The 22,293-nt window shown below is 72.0% G+C and carries 29 protein-coding genes; 14 read left to right on the top strand and 15 right to left on the bottom strand.

Annotated elements, in window-relative coordinates:
- Positions 1–143: 143 nt before the first annotated feature.
- The 5 genes from EZ242_RS08100 to EZ242_RS08080 form a co-directional block, all read right to left on the bottom strand.
- A complete protein-coding gene (locus tag EZ242_RS08100) occupies positions 144–1,133 on the bottom strand; it encodes a mechanosensitive ion channel family protein (RefSeq protein ID WP_135284632.1) in 990 nt (329 codons plus the stop codon).
- A gap of 239 nt (positions 1,134–1,372) precedes the next feature.
- Positions 1,373–2,788 carry a Do family serine endopeptidase gene (locus tag EZ242_RS08095; RefSeq protein WP_135284631.1) on the bottom strand — a complete coding sequence of 472 codons (1,416 nt, stop codon included), beginning with the start codon at positions 2,786–2,788 and terminating at the stop codon, positions 1,373–1,375.
- A gap of 77 nt (positions 2,789–2,865) precedes the next feature.
- Positions 2,866–4,173, bottom strand: a complete 1,308-nt coding sequence (locus EZ242_RS08090) for an ATP-binding protein (protein ID WP_135284630.1) — start codon at positions 4,171–4,173, stop codon at positions 2,866–2,868.
- Positions 4,170–4,829 carry a response regulator gene (locus tag EZ242_RS08085; RefSeq protein ID WP_135284629.1) on the bottom strand — a complete coding sequence of 220 codons (660 nt, stop codon included), beginning with the start codon at positions 4,827–4,829 and terminating at the stop codon, positions 4,170–4,172. The genes EZ242_RS08090 and EZ242_RS08085 overlap by 4 nt, the downstream gene beginning before the upstream one ends.
- Positions 4,830–4,877: 48 nt before the next feature.
- Positions 4,878–5,813 carry a LysR family transcriptional regulator gene (locus EZ242_RS08080; RefSeq protein ID WP_135284628.1) on the bottom strand — a complete coding sequence of 312 codons (936 nt, stop codon included), beginning with the start codon at positions 5,811–5,813 and terminating at the stop codon, positions 4,878–4,880.
- Between the two features lie 142 nt (positions 5,814–5,955).
- Here EZ242_RS08080 and EZ242_RS08075 point away from each other — a divergent pair, with 142 nt between their 5' ends.
- The 9 genes from EZ242_RS08075 to EZ242_RS08035 all read left to right on the top strand — a co-directional run bounded on the left by EZ242_RS08075 (position 5,956) and on the right by EZ242_RS08035 (position 12,615).
- Positions 5,956–6,954 (top strand): Bug family tripartite tricarboxylate transporter substrate binding protein, encoded by a 999-nt coding sequence (locus EZ242_RS08075; protein WP_135284627.1) that lies wholly within the window; start codon positions 5,956–5,958, stop codon positions 6,952–6,954.
- Positions 6,955–6,963: 9 nt separating this feature from the next.
- Complete coding sequence (locus EZ242_RS08070; protein WP_135284626.1) at positions 6,964–8,631, top strand: FAD-dependent oxidoreductase; 1,668 nt, start codon at positions 6,964–6,966, stop codon at positions 8,629–8,631.
- 363 nt (positions 8,632–8,994) lie between these two features.
- Positions 8,995–9,336, top strand: coding sequence for an ArsR/SmtB family transcription factor (locus tag EZ242_RS08065; RefSeq protein ID WP_135284625.1), 342 nt, complete (start codon positions 8,995–8,997; stop codon positions 9,334–9,336).
- Between the two features lie 3 nt (positions 9,337–9,339).
- Entirely contained in the window at positions 9,340–9,774 is a 435-nt protein-coding gene (locus EZ242_RS08060; RefSeq protein ID WP_135284624.1) for a YeeE/YedE family protein, read from the top strand.
- A 25-nt stretch (positions 9,775–9,799) separates the two neighbouring features.
- Positions 9,800–10,240: a DUF6691 family protein gene (locus EZ242_RS08055; RefSeq protein ID WP_135284623.1), complete on the top strand. Its 441-nt coding sequence runs from the start codon at positions 9,800–9,802 to the stop codon at positions 10,238–10,240.
- Positions 10,241–10,268: 28 nt separating this feature from the next.
- Entirely contained in the window at positions 10,269–10,628 is a 360-nt protein-coding gene (locus tag EZ242_RS08050) for a DOPA 4,5-dioxygenase family protein (protein WP_135284622.1), read from the top strand.
- Between the two features lie 49 nt (positions 10,629–10,677).
- Positions 10,678–11,154, top strand: coding sequence for a bacteriohemerythrin (locus EZ242_RS08045; protein ID WP_205960619.1), 477 nt, complete (start codon positions 10,678–10,680; stop codon positions 11,152–11,154).
- The gene (gene nadC, locus EZ242_RS08040; protein WP_135284621.1) at positions 11,151–12,035 is read left to right on the top strand and encodes a carboxylating nicotinate-nucleotide diphosphorylase; all 885 of its coding nucleotides are present in this window, start codon (positions 11,151–11,153) and stop codon (positions 12,033–12,035) included. Before EZ242_RS08045 ends, nadC begins: the two co-directional genes overlap by 4 nt.
- A 127-nt stretch (positions 12,036–12,162) precedes the next feature.
- A complete protein-coding gene (locus tag EZ242_RS08035) occupies positions 12,163–12,615 on the top strand; it encodes a hypothetical protein (protein WP_135284620.1) in 453 nt (150 codons plus the stop codon).
- A gap of 389 nt (positions 12,616–13,004) precedes the next feature.
- Here EZ242_RS08035 and EZ242_RS08030 read toward each other — a convergent pair whose 3' ends face one another.
- Both EZ242_RS08030 and EZ242_RS08025 read right to left on the bottom strand, forming a co-directional pair.
- Positions 13,005–13,475, bottom strand: a complete 471-nt coding sequence (locus tag EZ242_RS08030; RefSeq protein ID WP_135284619.1) for a c-type cytochrome — start codon at positions 13,473–13,475, stop codon at positions 13,005–13,007.
- Positions 13,472–14,011, bottom strand: a complete 540-nt coding sequence (locus EZ242_RS08025) for a DUF924 family protein (protein WP_135284618.1) — start codon at positions 14,009–14,011, stop codon at positions 13,472–13,474. The genes EZ242_RS08030 and EZ242_RS08025 overlap by 4 nt, the downstream gene beginning before the upstream one ends.
- A gap of 225 nt (positions 14,012–14,236) precedes the next feature.
- Here EZ242_RS08025 and EZ242_RS08020 point away from each other — a divergent pair, with 225 nt between their 5' ends.
- Both EZ242_RS08020 and EZ242_RS08015 read left to right on the top strand, forming a co-directional pair.
- Complete coding sequence (locus tag EZ242_RS08020) at positions 14,237–14,449, top strand: DUF1059 domain-containing protein (RefSeq protein ID WP_135284617.1); 213 nt, start codon at positions 14,237–14,239, stop codon at positions 14,447–14,449.
- 26 nt (positions 14,450–14,475) lie between these two features.
- Positions 14,476–14,934, top strand: a complete 459-nt coding sequence (locus EZ242_RS08015) for a YbhB/YbcL family Raf kinase inhibitor-like protein (RefSeq protein WP_135284616.1) — start codon at positions 14,476–14,478, stop codon at positions 14,932–14,934.
- Here the strand turns inward: EZ242_RS08015 and EZ242_RS08010 are convergent.
- Complete coding sequence (locus EZ242_RS08010; RefSeq protein ID WP_135284615.1) at positions 14,931–15,167, bottom strand: oxidoreductase-like domain-containing protein; 237 nt, start codon at positions 15,165–15,167, stop codon at positions 14,931–14,933. The two genes, EZ242_RS08015 and EZ242_RS08010, sit on opposite strands and share 4 nt — an antisense overlap.
- A complete protein-coding gene (locus EZ242_RS08005; protein WP_135284614.1) occupies positions 15,164–16,351 on the bottom strand; it encodes a thiolase family protein in 1,188 nt (395 codons plus the stop codon). Before EZ242_RS08005 ends, EZ242_RS08010 begins: the two co-directional genes overlap by 4 nt.
- A 59-nt stretch (positions 16,352–16,410) precedes the next feature.
- Here EZ242_RS08005 and EZ242_RS08000 point away from each other — a divergent pair, with 59 nt between their 5' ends.
- Positions 16,411–17,397: an LLM class flavin-dependent oxidoreductase gene (locus EZ242_RS08000; RefSeq protein WP_135284613.1), complete on the top strand. Its 987-nt coding sequence runs from the start codon at positions 16,411–16,413 to the stop codon at positions 17,395–17,397.
- Here the strand turns inward: EZ242_RS08000 and EZ242_RS07995 are convergent.
- From EZ242_RS07995 to EZ242_RS07975, 5 genes are read right to left on the bottom strand one after another with little or no spacing between them, the layout of a single operon-like run.
- Entirely contained in the window at positions 17,391–17,831 is a 441-nt protein-coding gene (locus EZ242_RS07995; RefSeq protein WP_135284612.1) for a hypothetical protein, read from the bottom strand. The two genes, EZ242_RS08000 and EZ242_RS07995, sit on opposite strands and share 7 nt — an antisense overlap.
- Positions 17,832–17,849: 18 nt before the next feature.
- Complete coding sequence (locus EZ242_RS07990) at positions 17,850–18,254, bottom strand: type III secretion system chaperone (protein WP_135284611.1); 405 nt, start codon at positions 18,252–18,254, stop codon at positions 17,850–17,852.
- Entirely contained in the window at positions 18,255–18,632 is a 378-nt protein-coding gene (locus EZ242_RS07985) for a type III secretion system chaperone (RefSeq protein ID WP_167784692.1), read from the bottom strand. It abuts the gene before it with no gap.
- Positions 18,633–18,686: 54 nt separating this feature from the next.
- Entirely contained in the window at positions 18,687–19,241 is a 555-nt protein-coding gene (locus EZ242_RS07980) for a nucleotidyltransferase family protein (RefSeq protein WP_338101460.1), read from the bottom strand.
- 2 nt (positions 19,242–19,243) lie between these two features.
- Positions 19,244–20,248 (bottom strand): XdhC family protein, encoded by a 1,005-nt coding sequence (locus tag EZ242_RS07975; RefSeq protein WP_135284608.1) that lies wholly within the window; start codon positions 20,246–20,248, stop codon positions 19,244–19,246.
- Positions 20,249–20,362: 114 nt separating this feature from the next.
- Between EZ242_RS07975 and EZ242_RS07970 the strand changes: the two genes are divergently transcribed.
- Together EZ242_RS07970 and EZ242_RS07965 are read left to right on the top strand one after the other, a co-directional pair.
- Entirely contained in the window at positions 20,363–20,965 is a 603-nt protein-coding gene (locus EZ242_RS07970; RefSeq protein ID WP_135284607.1) for a sigma-70 family RNA polymerase sigma factor, read from the top strand.
- Positions 20,966–20,980: 15 nt separating this feature from the next.
- Complete coding sequence (locus tag EZ242_RS07965) at positions 20,981–21,796, top strand: anti-sigma factor (RefSeq protein ID WP_135284606.1); 816 nt, start codon at positions 20,981–20,983, stop codon at positions 21,794–21,796.
- Here EZ242_RS07965 and EZ242_RS07960 read toward each other — a convergent pair.
- Positions 21,791–22,291: a hypothetical protein gene (locus tag EZ242_RS07960; RefSeq protein ID WP_135284605.1), complete on the bottom strand. Its 501-nt coding sequence runs from the start codon at positions 22,289–22,291 to the stop codon at positions 21,791–21,793. The two genes, EZ242_RS07965 and EZ242_RS07960, sit on opposite strands and share 6 nt — an antisense overlap.
- Positions 22,292–22,293 lie beyond the last annotated feature (2 nt).

Below are 22,293 nucleotides of genomic sequence, written 5' to 3'. Positions count from 1 at the left end.
ACCGGCCGGCTCGCGGGGTGGGGTGCGCGGCGGGCTGCATGCTGTCACCGGGTGACCATGACAAAAGGCCGATCCGACGCGCCTGCGAGGCATCGTACGCAGGCCTCGCGTAACCGGGGGCAACAGACCAGGGCTCCTTCGGGCTACGTGTCCGGGCGGCGCTCGCCGCGCTGGGCGGACGAGCGGGCCAGCTCGCCCAATCCATCCGCGATGCGGGCCGGCCGCGGGGAATCCCCCGGCCGCGCCGGCCAGCCCTCGCGCTGGCGCCTGCGGTCGCCGTCGCTGTCCTCGGTCTGGTCGTGGAACAGCACCTGCTGGGTGGGGAACGGCAGGTCGATGCCGGCCTCGTGCAGGGCGCCGGCAACGCGCTGCAGCACCGCGTCCTGCGACTGCAGCTTGTCCCATTGCCGCGGCGGCTCCACCCACCAGCGCAGGCGGATGTTCACCGTGCTGTCGGCCAGCCCCACCACCAGCGCCTCGGGCGGGGGCTCGGGCAGCACCTCGTCCAGCGAACCCAGGGTGCGCAGCATCACCTCCTTGGCGTTCGCGATGTCGTCGCCGTAGCCGATGCCCACGTCGTACTCCAGCCGCCGCTTCTCGTTGGCGGTGTTGACGATGACGCTGTTGGTGAAGAGGTTGGAGTTGGGGATGACGACCCGCCGCCCGTCGTAGGTGTTGAGGAAGGTGGCGCGCATCTGGATCTCGTCCACCGTGCCCTCGAAGTCGTTGATCACGATCTGGTCGCCGATGCGAAACGGCTCGTTCAGCAGCAGCAGGATGCCGGCCAGGAAGTTCTGCAGGATGTCCCGGAAGGCGAAGCCGATGGCCACGCTGGACAGGCCCAGCAGGCTGATCAACTGGCCCGGCGTGAAGCCCGGGATGGCGATCACCAGCGAGATCAGCAGGCCGATGAAGAGAATGACGCCATAGCCGAGGCGCCCCAGCACCAGCGCCAGGTTCTGCCGCTTGTGCCGCCGCAGCGCGAAGGCCCGCAGCGCGGCGCGCACGCCGCGGCCCACGGCGTAGAAAAAGAGAAAGACCACCAGCGCCACGACGATGTAGGGCAGGCGGTCGATGAAGCCGTTCAGCATCTGCTGCACGGCGGCGGTGGCGTCGGAGAGGGCGAAGTTCATGGAGGGCGCGCGGGCCAGCTCCACACGCTAGCAAAAAGCCCGGCAGGGCCGGGCTCATGCAATCAAGTCGTAACGGCGGCGTGGGCGCGCGTGGCCCCACCCCTGTCCCCCGCAGAGGGGGAGTCTCTGCACCTTTCCCCCCTGGGGGAAGGCTGGGATGGGGGCTCGCGGCCCCGAGGCATGGTCGGCGCGCGTGGCCCCCACCCCTGCCCTCCCCCAGGGGGGGGAGGGGGTTACCTTCACGCCAGCGGCACGGGCACGAAGAGCTTGCGGCCTTCGCGTTGCACCAGCAGGGCCACGCTCTTGCCGGCCTGGTTCACGGCCTCGCGGACCTGCTCGATGTCCTTGGCGGCCTTGCCGTTGACCGACAGCAGCACGTCGCCCTGCTTCACGCCGGCCTTGGCGGCCGGGCCGGTGACCTGCTGGACGACCAGGCCTTCGCCGGTCTGGGCCAGGGCCAGGCCCAGGCGGCCCTGCTGGGCGGGGGCGGCGTCGGCCTGCTTCTGCTCGCCGTCCTCGGAGGACTTGCCGAGCTGCGCCGTGAGCTGCACCGGCTTGCCCTCGCGCACCACTTCCAGCATCACCTTGTCGCCGGGCAGGCGCTGCCCCAGGCTGGCCGGCAGGTCGCCCGAGCCGAGGATGGGCTTGCCATCCACCTTCGTGACCACGTCACCCACCTTCAGGCCCGCCTTGTCGGCGGCGCTGCCGGCCTCGACGTTGGCCACCAGCGCACCTTGCGGACGCTCCAGCTTGAAGGAGTCGGCCAGCGCCTGGTTCACCTCCTGGATGGAGACGCCCAGCTTCGCGTGCTCCACCTTGCCGGTGGCGACGATCTGGTCCTTCACGCGCAGCGCCAGGTCGATCGGGATGGCGAAGGACAGGCCCTGGTAGCCACCGGAGCGGCTGTAGATCTGCGAGTTGATGCCCACCACCTCGCCGGCGCCGTTGAAGAGCGGGCCGCCCGAGTTGCCGGGGTTCACCGCCACGTCGGTCTGGATGAAGGGCACGGCGCTGTCGCTGGGAAGCGAGCGGCCCTTGGCGCTGACCACGCCGGCGGTCACGGTGTTCTCCAGGCCGAAGGGCGAGCCGATGGCCAGCACCCATTCGCCCACGCGCAGCGTGTCGGCCTTGCCGAGCTTGACGATGGGCAGCTTGCTGGCCTCGATCTTGAGCACCGCGACGTCGGTGCGCGCGTCCGCACCCAGCACCTTGGCCTGGAACTCCCGCCGGTCGGTCAGCTTGACGGTCACCTCGTCGGCGCCGTCGACCACGTGCGCGTTGGTCAGGATCAGGCCGTCGTCGCTCAGGATGAAGCCCGAGCCCGAGCCGCGCACGGGCGACTCGCCGCGCGGCATGCCCTGGCCGGGCATGCCGCGGCGGAACTGCTCGAAGGGGTCCATGCCCGGTGCCGGGCCGGAGGTCTTGCGGGTGCCGGAGACGGTGATGTTCACCACCGCCGGGCCGTAGCTGTCGGTGATGGCGGAGAAGTCGGGCGTGCCGACCGTGCGGGCGGCGGCGGCCACGGCGGTGACCGCCGCGCTCGGGGCGGCCTCGACCCGGTTGTTCAGGACTTGCACCGCGGCGCCACCGGCCGTGCCGGCGGCCGCGAGGGCCAGAACGAAGGAGGCGGATCGGAAGCGGCGGGGTTGGGACACTGTGGAGGCTCCTGCTAGAGGTTTTCGGACCCCGCAACTGTGGGACTGCCGCCTTAGTCCTCCCTTAAGCCTTCCCCTCAGGCCTGCGTTGCGGCCGAAGCGAACTCCACCCGCGCCGACAGGCCGCCCAGCCGCGAAGCGCCAAGCGCCACCCGGGCCCCGTGCCGCTGCGCCACCGCGCGCACCAGCGCGAGGCCCAGGCCGCTGCCCGGCGCTTGTTCCCGAGCCCGTGGCGAGCGGTAGAAGCGGTCGAACACGCGCTCGCGCTCGGCCGCCTCGATGCCCGGGCCGCTGTCCTCCACCAGCAGCACGGCGCGGTCCGCCTCGGTGAAGACGGACACGTCCACCTGGCCCCCTTCGGGCGTGTACTTGAGGGCGTTCTCGACCAGGTTGCGCAGCATCGCCTGCAGGGCTTGCGCATCGCCCCTGGCGCGCGCCGGCTCCCCGCGCGCGAGACCCAGGTCGATCCGGCGTTCGCGCGCCTGCGGCAACGCCTCGGCAATGGCGGCCCCCGCGAGCGCCAGCAGGTCCAGCGGCTCGTGCGCCGCCTCGCCCGCGCCCTCCTCGCGCGCCAGCACGAGGAGCTGCTCGGCCAGGGTGATGGCCCGCGTCACCGCCTCGTTCAGCTGCGCCACGCTCGCTTCCCGCTCGGCGTCCTGCATCGGCCGCCGCAGCCCCTGCGCCTGCAGGCGCAGGGCCGCGAGTGGCGAGCGCAGCTCGTGCGCGGCATCGGCCACGAACTGCTGCTGCGCCGCGAAGGCGGCGCGGACGCGCTCGAAGAGCAGGTTCATCTCGTGCACCAGGGGCTGCACCTCCACGGGCAGGCCCTGCTCCGGCAAGGGCGACAGGTCCTCGGCAGGCCGCCCGGCCAGGCGCGCGCGCACGCGTTCGACCGGCCGCAGCGACACGTTGATCAGCCAGCCCACGGCCAGCATGAGCAAGGGCGCGAGCGCCGCCACGGGCAAGGCCGCGTCGATGGCCATGGCCTGCGCCCGCGCGCGGCGCGCCTGCAGGTCCTGCGCGATCTGGATGGTCTGCGTGGGCGTTTGCAGCGAATAGACGCGGTAGGGCCGGCCATCCACCTCCAGCTCGGAAAAGCCCAGCACCGGCGCACTGGGCAGCACGATGCGCGCAGAACCCAGCACCCGCCGGCCGCCCGGGCCCCAGATCTGGATCTGCACGTCCATTCCGCCCGGCTCCAGCAGCGCGCCGGCCTCGACCATGCGCGCGACCGACTGCAGCTGCGCGTCGAAGAGCCGGTCGGCCTGGCGCAGCGCCGCGCGCCAGGCGCTGGCGGCCTGCAGCAGCGAGGCCAGCGCGATGGCCGCCAGCACCAGCACCAGCAGGCGGCGCCGCAGCGAATGCGGCCGGTGCGAGCCGCTCACGTCTTGGGCACCACGTAGCCCAGGCCGCGCACGGTCTGGATCAGGTCGCTGCCGAGCTTCTTGCGCAGGCCATGCACGTACACCTCCACCGCGTTGCTGCTGATGTCCTCCTTCCAGCCGTACAGTTTGCTCTCCAGCTGCGCGCGCGAATAGATGACGCCGGGCCGCGCGAGCAGGGGCTCCAGCACGGCCCATTCGCGCGAGGACAGGGCCACCGGCCGGCCATCGACGCTGGCCTCGCGCGTGGCGGGGTTCAGGCTCACGCCCTTGTGGCGGTACACCGGCTCGGCCTGGCCGAGGCTGCGGCGAATGAGGGCGCGGATGCGCGCGAGCAGCTCGTCGGTGTCGTAGGGCTTGACGACGTAGTCGTCGGCGCCGGCGTCCAGGCCCGCGATGCGGTCGGCCACGGCGTCACGGGCCGTGGCCACCAGCACCGGCACGGCCGAGCCAGCGGCACGCAGGCCGCGCAGCACGTCCAGGCCGTCACGCCGGGGCAGGCCCAGGTCGAGCAGGACCAGGTCGTAGGCCTCGGCGCGCAGGGCGAGCGCGGCCGCCTCGCCGTCGCGCACCCAGTCCACCGCGTAGTGCTCGGCGCGCAGCGCCGCGCAGGCGGCGCGGCCGATCATCTCGTCGTCTTCGACCAGCAGGATTCGCATGGAGTGGTGGACAACAGCAAGGGGCAGCGTCGGGTTCGTCCCATTCTGTCATTGGCCGCCACGGCGGGGTGCCGCCGGGGCCAGCACCGAGCGCATCACCGCGATGAAGCGCTCGGCCGCCGGCGACAGCGAGCGGCCGCGCCGGGTCACCAGGGCGATGTCGCGCGAGACCCGTGGCGCCGCCAGCGGCTTGATGAGCAGGCTCTTGTCGCCGGTATCCCGGGCGTAGGCCGACGGCATGACCGAGGCCCCGAGCCCGCAGGCCGTCATCCACAGTGCGGTGGACAGGAAGGAGACCTCATTGGCCACCTCCAGCGTCACGCCGGCCTGGGCTGCCGCGCCGTCGATCAGCGGGCGGATCCCATAGCCGGGGCGGACCGTGATCACCGGATGGCCGGCCAGGTCGGCCCAGCGTACGCTGCGGCGGCTGGCCAGCGGGTGGTCAGGGCGGCAGACCAGGGCCAGGTGGTCGCGCAGCAAGGTGAGTGAATCGACATCGGCGGCCGCGCGTTCGGGCGTGCCCACGCCCAGGTCGACGTGCTCGCCCAGCACCCGCGAGACGAACTGGTCGGGCGCGCAGTCGTCGATCTGGACGTGGATCTCCGGATGCAGCTGGGCGAAGCGGCGCATCACCGCCGGCATCAGGATTGCGCCCAGCGTGGGCGTCACGGCCAGGCTCACCCGGCCGCGCCGCAGCTCGGTCAGCTCGCGCAGCCCGGCGCCCAGCGAATCGACGTCGCGCAGGATGCGCGCGGTAACGCCGACTGCCTCGCGGGCCGCTTCGGTGGGCTGCAGCGAGCGCGTGGTGCGGTCGAACAGGCGCACGCCCAGGCCCTCCTCCATCTGCCGCACCAGCACGCTCACGGCCGACTGCGTGACCGACATCTGCTCGGCCGCCGCGCTCAGCTTCCCGAGCTGGTAGACGGCATGGAAGGCGCGCAGCTGGCGCAGCGTGGGCGTGTAGCTCGAACCCGGCGTATTCATGAAGTGACATCATAAATTCTTCGGAAATTATCGATTTACGAAAGTCGCGGAACCCACTCCAATGGGTAGCGCCAGGACGTCGGCCCCACGGGGCGCGAGGTCCGACAAGACGCATCGACAAGCAAAGCAAGGAGACAAGCCCATGAAACGACTGACCCGCGCGATGGCGGCCCTGGTGGCCGCCGGTGCCTTCCTCACGGCGCAAGCCCAGGCGCCCGCGCCCGCGCCCGCGCCCGAGGCCGGCTGGCCGAGCAAGCCGATCCGGGTGGTGGTGACCTTCCCGCCCGGCGGCAGCACCGACGCCGTCGTGCGCATGCTGGTGCCGCGCCTGAGCGAAAAGCTCGGCCAGCAGGTGATCGTGGACAACCGCCCCGGCGCCGGCGGCAACGTCGGCCTGTCGCTGGTGGCCAAGGCTCCGCCCGACGGCTACACCCTGGGCGTCGGCGCGGCCGGTGCGCTGTCCGCGAACAGCAGCCTGTACGCGCAGATGCCCTTCGATCCGCTCACCGATTTCGCGCCCGTGACCATGCTGGCGGCCATCCCCTTCGTGATCGTCGGCCACCCCAGCCTGCCGGCCAGGACCCAGCCGGAGCTCATCGCCCTGGCGAAGAGCCAGCCCGGCAAGCTGTCCATCGGGCACGGTGGCAACGGCACCGCCATGCACCTGAGCGCCGCGCTGTTCAGCCAGATGGCGGACGCCAGGATCGTCGCGATTCCGTACAAGGGCTCGGGCCCCGCGGCCATGGACGTGCTGGGCAACCAGGTGCCGCTGGCCCTGGTGGACCTGCCGTCCGCGCTGCAGCACATCCAGGCCGGCAAGCTGAACGCCTTCGCGGTCACCAGCCCCAAGCGCCTGGCGCAGCTGCCGGAAGTGCCTTCGGTGGCCGAGGCCGGCCTGGCCGGCTACGACTCCACCGGCTGGTTCGGTCTGGTCGCGCCGGCCGGCACGCCGCCGGCCATCGTCGCGCGCCTGAATGCCGAGGTCACCGCGGCCCTGAACGACCCGGGCATCCAGGCCAGCATGCGCAAGCTGGGGGTCGAGCCGGCGCCCACCACCGCCAAGGAGTTCGACAGCTACATCCGCGCCGAGACCCGCAAATGGGCCAAGGTGATCCGCGATGCCGATATCAAGATCAACTGACCGAGAAGCATGCAGACCTTGGAATCCGATGTGCTGGTGGTCGGCGCGGGCCCGGTGGGCCTGACGCTGGCCATGGACCTGGCCTCGCGCGGCGTGCAGGTGACGGTGGCCGAGATCCGCCGCTACGCCGAGCCGCCCAGCGTGAAGTGCAACCACGTCTCGGCGCGCAGCATGGAGGTGTTCCGCCGGCTCGGCGTGGGGCCCCGGCTGCGCGAGTCCGGCCTGCCGCCCGAGTACCCGAACGACGTGGCGTTCCGTACCAGCGTCTGCGGCACCGAGCTCACGCGCATCCCCATCCCCTGCCGGCGCGACCGCTACACCGCCACCGGCGGCCCCGATACCTGGTGGCCGACGCCGGAGCCGCCGCACCGCATCAACCAGCTGTACCTGGAGCCGATCCTGCTGCACCACGCCGCGGCGCAGCCGGGCGTGCGCGTGCTCAATCGCACGCAGGTCACCGGTTTCACCCAGGACGCCGATGGCGTCACCGCCACGCTGCTCGACCTGGAGACCGGCAGCGAGCGCGACCTGCGCTGCCGGTTCCTGGCCGGCTGCGACGGCGGCAGCTCGGCGGTGCGCAAGGCGATCGGCGCCAGGCTCGAAGGCACGCCCGTGATCCAGCGGGTGCAGTCCACCTACATCCGCGCGCCGAAGCTGCGCGCCATGATCCCGGGTGAGCCGGCCTGGAGCTACTACTCGGTCAACCCGCGCCGCTGCGGCACCATGTTCGCCATCGACGGCCGCGAGACCTGGCTGGTGCACAACCACCTCAACGCCGAGGAAAGCGACTTCGACTCGGTCGATCGCGACTGGGCGATCCGCCAGATCCTGGGCGTCGCAGGCGACTTCGAGTACGAGGTGATCAGCCGCGAGGACTGGGTCGGGCGCCGGCTGGTGGCCGACCGCTTCCGCGACCGGCGTGTCTTCATCGCCGGCGATGCGGCGCACCTGTGGGTTCCGTACGCCGGCTACGGCATGAATGCCGGCATCGCCGACGCGGTCAACCTGTCCTGGCTCCTGGCCGCGCAGGTGCAGGGCTGGGGCGACGAAGCCATGCTCGATGCCTACGAGGCCGAGCGCCAGCCGATCACCCAGCAGGTGTCGCACTTCGCGATGGAACATGCGCAGAAGATGATCAAGGCGCGCCGCGCCGTCCCGCTAAACCTGGAAGCGCCCGGCCCCGAGGGCGAAGCCCTGCGCGCGGAGATCGGCCAGGAGGCCTATGCGCTGAACGTGCAGCAGTTCTGTTGCGGCGGCCTGAACTTCGGCTACTACTACGAGGGCTCGCCCATCCTCGTGCCCGATGGCGAGGCGCCGCCGGCCTACACCATGGGCGACTTCACCGAATCCACCGTCCCCGGCTGCCGTGCCCCGCACTTCTGGCTGGCCAAGGGGCGCTCGGTGTACGACGCGCTCGGCCCGGGCTACACCCTGCTGCGGCGCGATCCGGGCGTCGATGTGTCAGCGCTCGAACGCGCGGCGCAGGCCAGGCGCGTGCCGCTGAAGGTCCTGGACGTGGCCGGCGAGGACCTGCCCGCCGCCTACCGCCATGCCCTGGTCCTGGTGCGCGCCGACCAGCACGTCGCCTGGCGCGGCGACAGCCTGCCGGCGGATCCGGCGGGGCTGGTGGAGGTGTTGCGGGGCGCGGCGCGCGCGGCCTTGAAGATGGCGGCCTGACCCGTTCGGGCGCAGCCAGCCGGATCCGTTCGGGCTGAGCGTTTATTCGCCGCGGCCGCAGCCGCGGTGAACGACATCCCCGATCACACACATCCGTTCGCCCTGAGCCTGTCGAAGGGCTCGCGTGGTGAGCCTCGCGCGATGGGCTTCGACAAGCTCAGCCCGAACGGCGGGACTCGACGGAGTCCGTGGATTCGCTGCTCGTTGACAGGCCGTGCCCGTCGAGCCCTCGCGGGCTCCACGGCCGCCCTCCTCACGTCCTCCGGGCGGGTGATCAGCGTGGCTCTCTCGAAGGGCGGAGTTGGAGCTCATGCGGCAATCAGTCTATTGATGGATAGATTATCCTCAAATATAATATCGCCCATGGCACGCCATGAACCCCACGCCCACCCAAGCCACCTGGCCATCGATCCTGCCGCGCTCGCGGCAGGTGCTGGCGAGGCGGTGAGCAAGCTCAAGCTGCTCGCCAACCAGGACCGCCTGCTGCTGCTGTGCCAGCTCTCGCAAGGCGAGATGTGCGTGAGCGAACTGGAGGCCACGCTGGGCATCCGCCAGCCCACCCTGTCGCAGCAGCTCGCCGTGCTGCGGGCCGAGGGCGTGGTGGCCACCCGGCGCGAGGGCAAGAACATCTTCTACGCCATCGCCGACGGCGCACTGCTGGAGATCGTCGCCCTCCTGCATCGCCTCTACTGTCCCAAGGAGTAAGCCATGACCATCGACTGGAACGCATTCACCCCCTGGTCGGCCGCATTCGGCGGCGTCCTCATCGGCCTGTCGGCCGCCATGTTCGTGCTGCTGAACGGGCGCATCGCCGGCATCAGCGGCGTGCTGGGCGGGCTGCTGCGGCCGCTGCCCGGCGACCGCGGCTGGCGCATCGCCTTCCTGGCCGGCCTGCTGGGTGCGCCGCTGGTCTATGCCCTGGCCGCCACCGTGCCGCTGCCGCAGATCGACGCCGGTGTCGGCACGCTGGTGGCCGCCGGCCTGCTGGTCGGCGTGGGGACGCGCTACGGCGCCGGCTGCACCAGCGGCCACGGCGTGTGCGGCCTGTCGCGCCTGTCGCCGCGTTCGCTGGTCGCCACCGTCCTTTTCATGGCGGCCGGCTTCGCCACCGTCTTCGTCGTGCGCCACCTGCTGGGCGCGTGATTCGGTCCCTCACCGGGAGACTTCCATGACCCTCGTGTTCTCACTGCTTGCTGGCCTGGTCTTCGGACTCGGCCTCATCCTCTCCGGCATGGCCAACCCGGCCAAGGTGCTGGGCTTCCTGGACCTCGCCGGCCCCTGGGACCCCTCGCTCGCGCTGGTGATGGCCGGCGCCATCGCAGTCGGTGCGGTGGCCTTCGCCATCGCCGGCCGGCGCGCCCGCAGCTTCCTGGGGCAGCCCATGCAGCTGCCCACGGCGCGGCAGATCGACCGGCGGCTGGTCGGCGGCTCGCTGATGTTCGGCATCGGCTGGGGCCTGGCGGGCTTCTGCCCGGGCCCGGCGCTGGTGGCCCTGGGCATGGGCGAGGCGAAGGCGCTGGTCTTCGTGGTGGCCATGGTCGCGGGCATGGCGCTGTTCGAGCTCTTCGAGCGCAGGGCGAACGGCCGGCGCGCCGGTGCAGCGGCCTGATCGGGCGCCACGCGCGCACAATCGGGCCATGCGTCGCCCCGTCAACGTCCACGCCGCCTACCACGCCCACGTCTATTTCGACGCGCAGACCGTCGCGCAGGCGCGCGAGCTGTGCGAGGAGGCGGGCCGCCGCTTCGGCGTTCAGGTGGGCCGCGTGCACGAACGCCTCGTGGGCCCGCATCCGCGCTGGAGCTGCCAGCTCGCCTTCGAGAGCCGGCAGTTCGACGCGCTCATTCCCTGGCTGGACGCGCAGCGCGGGGGCCTGGACGTGTTCGTCCACGGCCTGTCCGGCGATGAGCTGGCCGACCACACCACGCACGCCTACTGGCTCGGCCGCGAGTGGCCGCTGGATCTTTCCATGTTCCGCAAGGGCCCGCCCGCTTCTTGACGGCCCGCGCGCCGGCCGGCTTCGCGCGGCTGGTCAAATACGCCTTCCCATGAACCCAAGCCTTTCCCCCGATCCCATGCACTGGCACGACGGCCTGCTGCTGGGGTACACGCCCATGGACGCCGTGCACGAGGAATTCGTGCAGTGCATCGCCGCCATCCAGCGCGGCACCGACGCCGAGCTTGCCGGCCTGATGGCGGCGCTGGAGCGCCACGCCGTCCAGCACTTCGAGGAAGAAAACCACTGGATGGTCAGCACCGAGTTCCCCGCGCGCGACTGCCACATCGACGAGCACGCCGCGGTGCTCAAGTCCGTGCGCGACGTGCGCGCGCTGGCCGAGGCCGGTGACCTTTCCGAATGCCGCCGCCTGGCGCAAGCGCTGGCGGACTGGTTCCCCGGCCACGCCGACTACCTCGACTCGGCCTTGGCCGCGTGGATGTGCAAGCGCACGCACGGTGGCAAGCCGGTGGTGATCCGCCGCAAGCTGGACCTGCGTTCCACCGAAACCGGGCAGGTGGGCGAATGAGCACGCCCGCTGAACTCCAGGCCGGCCTGCCGGCCGAACAGGTGCAGGCCGACGTGCGCCGCGCGCTGGACGAGGACGTGGGCGCCGGCGACCTCACCGCCTCGCTGGTCCCGGACGGCCGCCGCGTCACCGCCACCATCATCTGCCGCGAGGACGCGGTGCTGTGCGGCCAGCCCTGGGTGAACGAGGTGCTGCGCCAGCTCGCGCCCACGGCCAAGGTCCGCTGGCACGTGAACGACGGCGAGCGCTGCAGGCCAGGCGGTCGCGTGGTCGAAATCGAGGGCATCGCGCGGGAACTGCTCACGGCCGAGCGTACCTGCCTCAACTTCCTGCAGACCCTCAGCGGCGTGGCGACCAAGACCGCGCGCTACGTGCAGGAAGTGCGCGGCACACGCGCCGCCATCCTGGACACACGCAAGACCGTGCCGGGCCTGCGCATGGCCCAGAAGTACGCCGTGCGCTGCGGCGGGGGCCGCAACCACCGCATGGGCCTGTACGACGCCGTCCTGATCAAGGAAAACCACATTGCAGCGGCCGGCGGGCTCACCGCCGCATTCCGTGCCGCGCAGCAGCTCACGCAGCCGGTGGCATTCATCCAGGTGGAGGTCGAGACGCTGGCGCAGCTGCAGGAAGCGCTGGACGCGGGCGTGACCATGGTGTTGCTGGACAACATGCCCCTGCCGACCTTGCGCGAGGCCGTGCGCATGGCGGCCGGCCGCTGCAGCCTGGAGATCTCCGGTGGCGTCACCTTGGAGAGCCTGCGCGCCCTGGCCGAGACCGGGGTGGACCGCATTTCCGTCGGCGCGCTGATCAAGGACATCCAGGCGGTCGATTTCTCCATGCGCTTTTCGGACCGCCCCGTGGAGCGCGCGACCAGCTGATCCAGGCGCGGGTACCCGGCCTACCCGAACCATCGGAGCGCGCCGACAGCCGCCCCGCCGAGACGCCCAAGCATGGGGTGACGCGCCTGCCGAGGTGGCAGGCGCCACTCGTTCGAGGAGCGACACCATGCAAGCAGTGATCGGAGCATTCGACCAGCGCGCGGACGCCCAGCGCGCGCTCGACCGGCTGGTGGAAGCCGGCATCGCGCGAAGCGACATCCACTTGGAGCAGCATGAGGCGGAGCTCGCCAGCGGCAACCGCGGCCTGGACGAATCCGCACCCCGGCGCAAGGGCATCGCGGGTTTTCTCGCCAGCATCTTCACGTCCGAGGACCAGGCCAACACCGGCCACGCCCACACCTACGAGGAAGCCGCACGGCGCGGCAGCACCGTGCTCGTGGTGCATGCGCGTGACGAGCGGCAAGCCGAGCTGGCCGCCTCGGTGCTGCACGAGTCGGACGCGGTGGACGTGGACGAGCGCAGCCGCCAGTGGGCCGCCGAGGGCTGGAGCGGCAGCGCGGCAGGGGGAAGCCATCCGCTGGACCGCGGCGGGGTGCGCGTGTTGCCGCGGCGGCCTTGAGGCAGGGCGCTTCGACGGAGCGTAGGAAAAGCTATTTGAAGTCCTGCACGGACGAGCAGCCGACCCACCCCCAACCGTTCGGGCTGAGCCCTTCGACGATGCTCAGGACAGGCCTGTCGAAGCCCATCGCGCGAGACCATTCGCGAGTCCTTCGACAGGCTCTCAATAAACAGCGAACCCCAAACCCGTTCGGGTCCCAACCGTTCGGGCTGAGCCTGTCGAAGCCCATTGCGCGAGACCACCACGCGAGCCCTTCGACAGGCTCAGGGCGAACGGATGTGTTTGATTGGGAATGTCTTTCACGCGGGCCTGGCCGCGGTGAATAAACGCTCAGGGCGAACGGATGTGTTTGATCGGGCACCGCGCCCGCCACTGACGAATGGCGACCTCTACCGCGACCGCGCCGACGCGTTCACCGCCTCGTGCTGTCGCTGGATGTGCGAAGGCCAGGTCGATCGGATCCAGGACAGCACCGCGACGATCTCCTCGTCGCTCAGCACACCGGCATAAGCCGGCATGGCCGAGACGTAGTCCGGCATGCGGGCGGCCTTGGCCACCCCGTGCTTGGTGATGTCGAAGAGCACGGCGTCCGGGTGGTGCCAGGTGTGGCCGCTCGCGTCGTGCGGCGGCGCGGGCAGCAGGCCCTGCGCGTTGCGCTCGCGCCAGTTCGGCTGACCCTGCAGCTGCGCGCCATGGCAGGCGGCGCAGTGCTGCGCATACAGGGCCTGTCCGCGCGCGAGCACCGCGGCGTCGTCGGTGCGCAGCACGACGCCCTCTGGCTGCCCGCGGGGCGTGAAGAACCACAAGGCGCCGACCACCGCCACCGCGACACCGACGGCGCCCACGGCCAGCGGCTTCATCCCGCGAACCCGCCTTCGTCCAGGAAGCGTTGCTCGTCAGGCGTCGTCACGCGCCCGAGCAGCGTGTTGCGATGCGGAAAGCGCCCGAAGCGCTCGATGATGTCCCGGTGGATCACCGCCCAGCGGTGCGTCTCGGCGTCCAGCGCTTGCGTGAGTTCCACCGCGCGGTGCTGGTCGGCCAGCGACTCCGAATGCTCGAAGGGCAGGTAGAAGAAGGCGCGCAGCGCAGGCTCCACCGCCGCGTCGAGCCCGGCCGCGATGGCGCGGTCGGCGATGGCGCGCGCCTGCGCGTCGGTGGCGAACATGCGCGGCGTGCCGCGGAAGGCATTGCGCGGGAACTGGTCCAGCAGGATGAGGAGCGCCAGCGCACCGTCGGCCGAGCCGCTCCAGCCCTCGAGTTCGCCGCGCGCGGCGGCCTCGTGCGCGGCCAGGAAGCGGGTGCGCAACTGCGCGTCGAACTGTTCGTCCTTCTTGAACCAGCGCTCGGGCCCGGCCTCGCGCCAGAACGCGAGGACCTCGTCGGGAGGGGTTTCCATCTCGTGCTGTCCTATCGATGTGCAAGCTGCCGCGGCGGCGAATGCTGCGCCGCGCAGAGTCGCCAAGCATCGCACAGGACCCGCGCCTCGCCCACGACGCCGCGACGACAGCCACGGTCGGCAGGCCGGCGCGGCAGCGGCCCGGCCCGCTGTGCTTGCACCCGCCCCGCGATGCGGCCTAGATTGGGTGGCGGCATTCGCCGCGCCGATCGGAAGGAGACTGCCATGACCCGCAAGTACATCGACTGCCGTGAGATCCCGAGCGATTCGCACTGCACGGTCGCCATCGCGGCGGACTCGGACGACGAACTGCTCGAAGCCGCCGTGCAGCATGCCTCGGCCGTTCACGGGCACGAGGACACGCCGGAGTTCCGCAGCCAGCTGCGGCAGGCCTTCAAGCAGGGCACGCCCCCGGTCGAGGCACCGCAGGCCGCGTGAACGGACAGCGCCCAGGAGCCCCCGCCATGCAACTGACTTCCGCCAGCATCGCCGACGGCCAGATCCAGCAGGTGCACGCCAGCCGCTCCAAGGGCGGCGAGGACCAGCCGCTGTCGCTCACGCTGCACGGCGTTCCCGCGGGCGCCCGCTATCTCGCCATCGTGGCCGACGACCCGGACGCCGTGAAGCCCACCGGCAAGGTCTGGGTGCACTGGAACGTCTTCGACGTGCCGCGCGCGGGCGAGGTGGTGGACATCCGCGCCGGCGAGGCCTTGGACGGTGTGACGGGCCGCACCACCAGCGGCGCGCAGGCCTACGAGGGCATGGCGCCGCCCGACGGCACGCACACCTACCGCTTCGCGGTCTTCGCCTCCAGCGACCCCCTGAACGTGGAGACCGGCAAGGCCTGGACCATCGACGACTTCGAGCGCGCCTACGGCCATCGAACGCTGGCCAAGGCGCAGATCGAAGGGCGCTTCGGCTAGGCGCGCCCACGCTCCCGGGCGACGTCGTCCACCCGCGCGGCGCCCTCCTCCAGCCAGCGGTCCAGGGCTTCGTAGAAGCCCTCCCACACGCAGCCGTTGCAGCCGCGACCGCAGCAGGTGTCCGGCTCGGGCGGCGGCGCGCGGAAGGCCACCTGCGCCGCCGAGAGCCGGGCCTGCAGGTTCGCGATGCGCGCGCGGGCGATGGCCAGGTCGCCGAGCGGCGGCGAACTCATTGCACCGACAGCAGCAGCGCGGCGCCCATGTCGCCGGCCGCGCAGCCAGTGAACAGGCCCAGGCCGCCGCCCTGCGCGCGCAGGGCCTGCACCAGCTCCACGATGCCGCGCATGCCGGTGGGGCCCTGCGGATGCCCGTAGATCAGGCTGCAGCCCAGCGCGTTCATGCGCTCCAGCGGAATCCCCAGCTGCTGCGAGAGCCACAGGTCGTTGACCGCGAACGGGTTGTGCGTGACCACGGCCGCCAGCTCGCCCGCATTGCGCCCGGCGCTCGCCAGCGCGCGCTGCGCGGCCAGCGCCGGCGCCTTGGGCATGCGGCCCTTCTCGGCCCGCGCGAAGCCCGCCGCCAGCAGGCGCACCACGCCCTCGCCGCCCGCGAGCGCGCGCGCATCCTCCCGCCCGCACACCACGAGGCCGGCCGCGCCATCGGCCGGGTGCGTCTGCGTGCCGGGCGTGGTCACGCCGCCGGGCAGCGACGGCTTGAGGGCGGCGAGGCCCTCGGCGCTGTAGTCGGCCACGCCCTCGTCGGCCTCGATCACCCGCTCGCCCTTGCGCTGGCGGATCACGATGGGCTGGAAGTAGGCGCGCTGCGCGCGGCGGTCGTCCGCCAGCGCCCGCTGGTACTGGCTGAAGCGCAGCAGCGTGAGCTCGTCGCACTGCGCGCGCGTGAAGCCGCCGTCGCTGGCCGTGGCTTCGGCGGTGTGGACCATGGACTCGCCGGTCCAGGGATCGGCCGCGAAGGAGTCGAGCACCCAGTGCTCGGTCTGCGGCGCGCCGCCCATGCCGGCGGAGCGCGGATAGACCAGCAGCGGTCCGTTGCTGATGCGGTCGGCGGTCACCACCAGCTGCAGCTCGCCTGCGGCCAGCTGCGAGGCCGCCGCGGCCTGGGCCACGCAGGCCACCGAAGTCGCGCAGGCCTGGGCCACGGTCGGGCCACCCACGCCCGCCAGGCCCAGGCGCGCCGCGATCAGCGGCGCGGCATAGAAGCTGCCGGCCTGCGGCACGGTGCTGCCATAGACCAGCTGGCCCACGCGCCCGCCGTCGAAGCGGCGTGCGGCCAGGGCGTCGCGGGTGACCTGCACGGCCAGATCGAGGCTGGAGACGTCGGCGGTGGCGCCCTGCCAGCGCACGAACGGTGAGGACCACATGAGGGGCGCGGGAATGTAGGCGGCTTCGAACTGCATGGGGTGAATTCCGGCTCGGAAAACGGGCATGGTAGTGCGTCCGCACAATACGATCCCTCATGACCGTCCTCTCCGTCCTCGACCTCGCGCCCATCGCCGAAGGCAGCGATGCCGCGCAATCGTTCCGCAACAGCGTCTCGCTCGCCCAGCATGCCGAGTCGCTGGGCTTTCGCCGCTTCTGGCTCGCCGAGCACCATGGCATGCCCGGGATCGCCAGCGCCGCCACCGCCGTGCTGATCGGCCACGTGGCCGGTGCAACCCGCAGCATCCGCGTCGGGGCCGGCGGCATCATGCTGCCGAACCATTCGCCGCTCGTGATCGCCGAGCAGTTCGCCACCCTGGAGGCGCTCTACCCCGGCCGCATCGACCTGGGCCTGGGCCGCGCACCGGGCTCGGACCCGCAGACCGCCCGCGCGCTGCGGCGCGACCTGGCCTCGGACCCCGACCAGTTTCCGCAGGACGTGGTCGAGCTGATGGACTTCCTCTCGGACGAGCCGCGCCAGGCCGTGCGCGCGGTGCCGGGGCGCGGCGCCAAGGTGCCGGTGTGGATCCTCGGGTCCAGCCTCTTCGGGGCGCAGCTCGCGGCCATGCTGGGCCTGCCCTTCGCCTTCGCCTCGCACTTCGCACCGGCGCTGATGATGCAGGCTGTCCACCTGTACCGCTCGGGCTTCAAGCCCTCGGCGCAGCTGGCGAAACCTCACGTCATGCTGGGCTTCAACGTCTTTGCCGCGCCCACCGACGAGGAGGCCGCGCTGCTGGCCACCTCGGCCCAGCAGGCCTTCGTGAACCTGCGCACGGGCCGCCCCTCCAAGCTGCCGCCGCCGCGCGCGGGCTTCCTGGACACCCTGCCGCCCGGGCCGCGCGCCATGCTCGACGAGGTGCTGTCCTGCACCGCCATCGGCTCACCCCAGACCGTGCGCCAGCGCCTGCAGGAGTTCATCGAGCGCACGCAGGCCGACGAACTCATGATCGCGGCGCAGATCCATGACCACGCGGCGCGGCTGCGCTCCTATGAGATCGCCGCGCAGGTGATGGCCGCTCAATAAGCCCCGCCCTCCCCCAGCACCGCGCCAACGACGGCGCCGACGGTCAGCAGCACGCAGCAGCAGCAGGCGAGTTCACGGTCGCCACAGCACACGGGCGTCACGCACCAGCGGTCCAGGCAGGCCAGGAGGGCGCCGGGCCGTGCCTCCTCGGGCGCGGCGACGGCCTGGGCCAGGGCTTCGGCGCTGTGGCGCGCGAAGGTCTCGGGGTCCGGCGGGTCCTCCATGGACTGCACGGTGGGCGAGGCGGTGGAGTCGGGGCTCGGCTGGGGTGCCCGCGTGAGCGGCGCCACCTGCATGGGCAGCGCGGTGGGGGCCACGTCCACCGCGTCCTGCACGGGCACGTGGAAGACCACGGGTTCGGCCTCCATGATCGGCTTGCCCTCGAGCTGCAAGGGCGCGAGCGAAGGGCGTCGGGGTGATGAGACTTCAGCCATTGGCGATCTCCAGGACGTTCAGGCCACGATCAGCTGCTGCGCCACCAGTCGCTCCCGCAGTTCGCGGCAGGCGATGGCGAGGCGCTCGACCCGGTCCACGAGCACCGCGCCGCTGCAGTCCGACAGCGGCAGGGCGTGGCACAGGCCGACCTGTTCGCCCAGCGGGTCCATGACCGCATGCGGGCGTCCGTTCTCGGTGAGGTACAGGTTGGCCAGCAGCAGGCCGGCGCAGAGGGTGCGCCGGTTGGACAGCACGGCATGGCCCACGCGCGCGGTCACGCACAGCTGCCCCGTGGCTTCGCTGGCCTGCAGGTCCAGGTGCACCCCGCGCCAGCGCAGGCTGCAGGCGCCGTGCGCGTCGGGTTGGAGCGCCGGCAGGCCCAGGGTGGCGGCCAGTTCGTGGAGAAAGTCGGGCGCGTGCACCTAGTGCTCCCAAGGCTGCGGGAGCCGCCGCTGCCATGCGGCCGCCTGCCGCGCAAAGCGGGTGAACACCTCGTGCCAGGGATGCTGCCGGCTCGCCGCGCCGGACAGGTGCCGGGTGAGGTACACCACGCCCCGGGCGTCCATCGCCAGGCCCTGCGGGCCGAGGCTGGCGGCGAGCAACTGGAGCGCCAGCGCTTCGAACCCCTCCTCGGGCAGTCCACCCACGACGCTGCGAAGGGTGAGTGCGCCCGCGTGCGGATGGAGGTTGAGCGTGATGGCGACCCCCTCGAACGTGAGGGCGCACAGCCCCTCGGCGTTGGGGACCAGCGCGGCCCCACCCAGCTCCGCGCCCAGCCGGCGCAGCCATTCCTCGCCCACGATGAAGCCTCCCCGAGATCGAAATCAGGGCGAACTTTAACCGCTTGAGACTACTTATTCGATCGGATCACGTAGTTTTGACCTCATCGCGCGTTCTGCTTCCTGCAGATCGGACACGGTGTCGATGTCCGTCACCACGCCCGCATCCTCCACCGCCACCCGGTGCAGCGGGGCCACGCCGGCCAGGAGCGCGCCCGCCCCTTGCGGCCCCTGCAGGGCCATCAGCCGCTCGCCGAAAAGCCGCGAGAACCCCACCGGATGGCCTCGCCGCCCCTGGAACACGGGTGCGACCAGCGCATGCGAGGCGAGCTGCCCGGCGATCAGGCGCAGCGTCTGCGGCGCGACCAGCGGCAGGTCGCCGGGAAGGATGAGCCATCCGGGCGCCGTCGCGTGGGTACGCACCGCCGCGGCGATGCTGTCTCCCATGCCGGCATGGGCGCCCTGCTCCACGTGCATCGGCAGGCCGCTGCGGCGCACGGCATCCACCGTCCACTCCAGGACCGGCCGGCCAGCCAGCAGCGCCTGGAGCTTGGAGCCCTCGCCGCCGGAGGCGAGAAAGCGCGTGCCCCGGCCGGAGGCCAGCACCAGCACCACGGGCAGATCCGGCATGCTCATTCCCCGATGCCGCTGGCCGCCTTGGCTGCGGCCACGGACATCTCGCGCGGCAGCGGCACGCCGTTCTTCACGGCCAGGATCTCGGCCATGACGCTCACCGCGATCTCCGGCGGCGTCTTGCTGCCGATGTAGATGCCGATGGGGCCGCGCAGGCGCGCAAGCGAAGCCTCGGTCTGGCCGAAATGCTCGATGAGCCGCTCGCGCCGCGCCTGGTTGTTGCGGCGGCTGCCGATGGCGCCGACGTAGAAGGCCTCGCTTTCCAAGGCCTCCAGCAGCGCGAGGTCGTCCAGCTTGGGGTCGTGCGTGAGGGCGACCACGCAGCTGCGCGCGTCGGGGCGGAAGGCGGTCACCGCATCGTCGGGCATCCCGGTCACCAGGCGCGCTGCGGGCACCTGCCAGGCACGGTGGTACTCCTCGCGCGGGTCGCACACCGTGACGGCGAAGCCGCTGAAGAGCGCCATGGTCGCCAGGTATTCGGTGAGCTGGCCGGCGCCGATGAGGAGCATGCGGTACTCGGGGCCGAAGTGGTTCACGAGTTCGCCGCTGTCCAGGCGCAGGGGTTCGGGCCGGTCGATGGGCGCAAGGGTGGCCGCGCCGTCGACCAGGCGGGTGGCCCGCCGCACCAGGCGCCCGGCATCCAGCATCTCCACCAGCGCGCGCAGGTGCTGCGCATCGGGCTGGTATTCCAGCAGCAGCTCCAGCGTGCCGCCGCAGGGCAGGCCGAAGCGATGCGCCTCGTCGGCGGAAACGCCGTACTTGACGAAGGCCGGCGGACCGTCGGGGATGGCATTGCCGTGCGCATGGCGGTGGATCAGGTCGTCCTCGATGCAGCCGCCGGAGACCGAACCGACCACCGAGCCGTCCTCGCACAGGGCCATGATGGAGCCGACCGGCCGCGGCGAAGAGCCCCAGGTGCGCACCACCGTGGCCAGCAGCGCCCGCCGCCCGGCCAGGCGCCAGTCGCGCAGGCTGCGCAGGACGATGACGTCGAGGTTTTCCATGCCGCCCATTGTGCCGAGACGCGCAGGCCACCCGCGCGGCCGCCGCAGCGCATAAGCTCCGGCACATCCGGGCGGCGGTTTGCCGCGTACCTGCAGCAAACAACGCATGTCTCCATGGAATCCGACACCCACGAGCGCCACCTGATCGAACTCATCGAATGCGTCGCCCGCCAGGCCGACACGCCGCAGGCGCGGCGCGCCGGCGAGGCCGCCTTCCGCACGCTGTACGAGCTCACCGCCCCGCGCCTGCATGGCCTGGCCCTGCGCGTCGTCGGCAACCGCGAGTGGGCCGAGGACGTCCTGCAGGATGCCTTCCTCTACGTCTGGCGCACCGCGCGCGACTACAGCGCCAGCCTGAGCCCGCCCATGGCCTGGCTGGGCCTGGTGGTGCGCAGCCGCGCGCTGGACTTCCTGCGCCGGCGCGGCAGCCAGCGGGTGGACGCCTCCGTGCCGCTGGACGAAGCGCTGGAGGGCACGCTGCCCATGGAGCAGCCGTCGCCGCTGGACGCCTCGCAGGCGAGCGAATCGGCCTGGGCGCTGCACGAGTGCCTGCGCAAGCTGGAAGCGCGCCAGCGCGAGGTGCTGAGCCTGGCCTACCTGCGTGACCTGAGCCAGAGCGAGCTGGCCACGCAGCTGCGCCTGCCGCTTGGCACGGTTAAGAGCTGGATCCGGCGCGGCATCGACCAACTTCGCCAGTGCATGGCCCATTTCGCCTAGGGCAGGAACGCACGCATGGACCTCACCCGCCATCCCGAACTCGCGCAGCGGCTCGCTGCCGCCTACGCCCTGGGCACCTTGCGCGGCCCCGCCCGCCGCCGCTTCGAGACGCTGGCGCGCCGCCATCCAGGCCTGCGCGCCAACGCCCTCCAGTGGCAGGAGCGCCTGGCCGCCATGACCGAGCTGCAGCCGGTCGAAGGCCCGAGCCCCAACGTCTGGAAGCGCATCGAGATGGAGCTCGCGCGCGAACGCCAAGCCGAGCGCGCCCTCGCCAGCCAGGCGCAGCGCACGCAGCGCGGCGCGGCCGCGGGCGCATGGTGGCGCGGCCTGGCCCTGGGCGGCGTGAGCCTGGCCCTGGCGGGCCTGGTGGCCAGCGCCTGGCTGCTGCGGGAACTCGATCGCGAACAGATCCAGCTCGCCCAGGTCCGCGCCGACCAGATCGCTTCGGTGCAGCGGCACGCACAGGTGGTCTCGCAGCTGGAGTCGCAGCCGCTGGTGCGCTACGTCGCCGTGCTGGAGGACGATCGCTCCGCACCCTCGGTGCTGGTGACCTTCGATCCGCGGGCCAACACGCTCACGCTCAAGCGGCTGGGTGACTTCCAGGAAGGCAGCGAGCGCTCGCTGCAGCTGTGGGCCCTGCCGCCCGGCGAGGCGCCGCGCTCCCTGGGCGTGCTGGGTCGCGACCAGGTGGTGCGCCTGAGCGCGCCCGAGGCCCAGGTGCGCGACGCCCCCGCGCTGGCCATCAGCCTGGAGCCGCGCGGGGGTGTCCCCAGCGAGCGCGGGCCCACCGGGCCGGTGCTGTTCAAGGGCCCGCTGCTGCCGACCTCATAGCAGCGCGCGCAGCAGCCAGATCAGGCCGCCCAGGGCCGCGATCCAGGCCCCCAGGACGGCACCGCCCAGGCGCAGCCAGGCCGACCACGGTCCCTGCGCCAGCAGGCGCAGCAAGCCGCCGCCGGTGGCCACGATGGCCATGACTGCGGCCAGGCCCCCCAGCCACTCGAAGCGCGTGGCCCAATGGAAGTCGGCCGCCGTGCCGGCCACGGCACCGGCCAGCGCCGCGACCGCCGCCGCGGCTACCGTGTGAAGGCGCAGCCGGCTCGCGGCCAGGGTTCCGAGCAGCATCACGCCGGCGGGCGCCGCCACCGCGGCCGGCTCGGGCAGCCAGGCGGTCAACGCCGCACCCGCAGCCGCCGCGCCCAGCAGCACCGAAAGCCGCGCCCGCCCGGCGGTGGCAATCACCCCGGCGAGCAAGGCGGCCCAGGCCAGCGGAGAGGCCAGGAGGAACGCCGCGCCGGCCCAGAAGTCTTGTCCCAGTGCCGGCTCCACGA

Origin of the sequence: Ramlibacter rhizophilus (assembly GCF_004681965.1) — a bacterium.
GTDB lineage: Bacteria > Pseudomonadota > Gammaproteobacteria > Burkholderiales > Burkholderiaceae_C > Ramlibacter > Ramlibacter rhizophilus.
Note: the sequence above shows the minus strand (reverse complement) of the source record. Positions and strands in the feature narration are given on the sequence as shown.